The sequence below is a fragment of the Paenibacillus sp. P46E genome (assembly GCF_001909095.1).
In the GTDB taxonomy this organism is placed as follows: Bacteria; Bacillota; Bacilli; order Paenibacillales; family Paenibacillaceae; genus Paenibacillus_AQ; species Paenibacillus_AQ helianthi.
The window spans coordinates 1-2,653 of the sequence record NZ_LVYZ01000104.1; the positions used below are offsets into that span (position 1 = coordinate 1).

Sequence of the window (2,653 nt, forward strand, 5' to 3'; positions counted from 1 at the left end):
AACCTCTCCTTTGAAATGGTTGTGTGGTAACTCCATTTTACCAAAGGATGGTTTCTTTTTTTTGCTTTTTTTAAAGATTGTAGACCCCATTTCCCGCTTAAACAGCGGAGAGGACGGAACGATTGTGGAAAAGCGATAGCGGTCGCCTTTGTCCCCGGATTTTCACCGCGAAGGAGAATAAATAAAATCTGGGGACAACAGCGATTGGAACAACGGTCCGTTCGCGGAGCGTCCACCCGAGGGCTCACGACGATCCTACTTGAAAACAAAGGGCTATCCCTTTTGGGACAGCCCCTTTTTGGGTTCTTCAGGTGCCGATCCAAAGTAAACGGCCGTATGCTGTTTAATGATATAGTATAATTATCAGCATAATATACAGTACACTAGACCACCTTCAGATCGGAGCGTGCCCCTTTGAAAAAATATGTTGTCTTGTTCCTGATGTTCAGTCTCCTATGGATGCCTAATGTGTACGCGGCAGGAATTCCTGCACAGGAGGGAATAGTTACCGATAAGGCCGGTCTGCTCACCAATCAGGAAGCAGCTGATATTGCAGCCATTGCTGCTGGTGACCTCTATACCATTCGGGTATTGACCGTGGATTCCCTGGACGGGGCCAAGGCTTCCGCCTATGCTTCAGACGTATATGATTCCTGGGCCTTAACGCCGCGGGATGTTCTCCTCTTAATATCTGCCCAAGATCAGCAGGTTGAACTGAACTTTAAGAACCCTGCCCTTCAGGGAGATATCAATTCCTGGTCCCAGGCCCAAGGCGGTGCTGCGGGGTCCGCAGCTATTACAGAAATACTGGATACGTACTTCATTCCTTATGTGCGGGAAGGCGATTTTGCCGGAGGCATCCGCTCCATGATTAAGGAGCTTCAATCCTTTGGTGGCACAGGTGGCGGTTCCGGGTCCACGGACAGCGGCGCGGCGGCGGGCGGTACCACGGACAGCGGGAACGTTGGCGGTTCCGGACGTGCGGAGAACGGCAGTTCCGGCCTTGGGCTACTCACACTAACAGCGCTCGTCATTGGGATTGTACTGCTGGCAATAGTGCTGTATGTACTGCTCACCGGTGTGCGCAAACGGAGACAGTTGGGCAGCCAGCGGGAGCAGTTGGCAGAGCTGCTGGTAAGGGCCAATCATGCCCTGGAATCCCTTCAGCCGTTCCAGGGCATTGTTCAGGGGAAAACCGGGGAAATGGTCGAGGGAATTTCCAAAAGGCTGTCTGCCAAGCTGGTGGAAATCTCCGCATTGCAAAGCTCAGGCCAGGGTTCCCTACCTCCTTTCTATCATTTGAAGGCACTCAAAGAAGCCAACTCAGAGCTACAGCAGGCCGAGGCGGCTTACCGCTCGGCGCTGGAGGAAGAGGAACAGCTTATAGCTGTAATCAGTGATGCCGACCGCAATGTGAAACAGCAGATTACAGAGCTGAAAAAGGATGCGCCTGAATTGAATGATCATCTCCAGAGCGCAGTGAAGGAGACCGGCTATGGGCTGGAGGAAATCGTGGAGGATCTGAAGGAACTGGCCGAAGAAACTGCCAAAGCGGATGAGCTGGAGCTCTTCGATCCGATTGCCGCACAGGATATGACCGGGGAAGCCCAAGAACGGCAGGAACAAATCGAGCAGGATTTGCGGGATGTGGATACTTATGACGATAAACTTAATGAATTCCCAGGGGTTGTAGCAGCTGCGCGCAGCCAAATTGCTGCACTGATCGAACAGAACTCCCTCCACAATATGAAGGTTAAGCCTTATGATAGTCTCGGCCAGGCCTCTGCAGCCGCAGCAACGCTTGAAGCGCCTCTGCGTATCGGGGACATGGATGAAGTACGAAGAATCGCTGCCCAAATGGACACTTTGCTTGGCGAAGCTGTTGCGATGACAGAACGCCAGGCACTGATCCGCCAGAATAACCTGAGGGATCTGGCTACGATTCGCGGCCGCTGGAGTGAGCTGACTCAGCGGCGCAATGAGCTGCAAAGCCAGATCGCTGAAGCCCGCAGCCAATTTGAGGAGCATCATCTAAGTCCTCTTGCAGAAGCGCTTGAGACATCAGGCACACAGCTCCGGCAGGGTGCGGGCGAAGTGCCGCAGATCGAAACCTGGACCAGCGACCAGCGTGGGGAATACGACAACGCCCGCAGCGGGCTGGACCGGCTGCTCCAGCTGCAAGAAGAAACCGCACAGAAGTTCGATCATATCAGCGAAAGTCTGAGCACATTGAATCAACGCTTGTCTGACATTACCCGGCTCTTCTCTGAGGGGCAAGCGCAGGTTGACACGGCCCAGAACCGGCTGCACAGCAAGGGGATCGCTTCCAGAAGCCCCTTCCAGCTCTCCCTGCAGCCGGAGTATGCTGAACTGGAGCAGCGGCTGGCTGCCCGGCCTTACAACCTTGATGAGCTGGAAGCCGCGGGACGCTCTTATGCGTCCCGGATTTCTTCCTTCGTAGAGGAAGCGAACCGGCTGGTACGCCAGAAAGAAGAAGAGGAGCGCCTGGCACAGCTGGCGATCCTGCGGGAACAGCAGCGCCGGGAGCAGGCGCGCAAACGTGCCTCCTCCGGCGGCGGATTCAGCGGAGGACGCTCCTCCGGAGGCTCGTCATGGGGAGGCGGCGGCCGTTCCTCCGGGGGCTCTTCCTGGG

At 55.1% G+C, this 2,653-nt stretch carries 1 protein-coding gene; it reads left to right on the forward strand.

Annotated elements, in window-relative coordinates; translation table 11 throughout:
* Positions 1-414 precede the first annotated feature (414 nt).
* Positions 415-2,653 (forward strand): TPM domain-containing protein (locus tag A3849_RS31025; protein ID WP_074114897.1); only part of this gene is annotated, 2,239 nt, incomplete at its 3' end.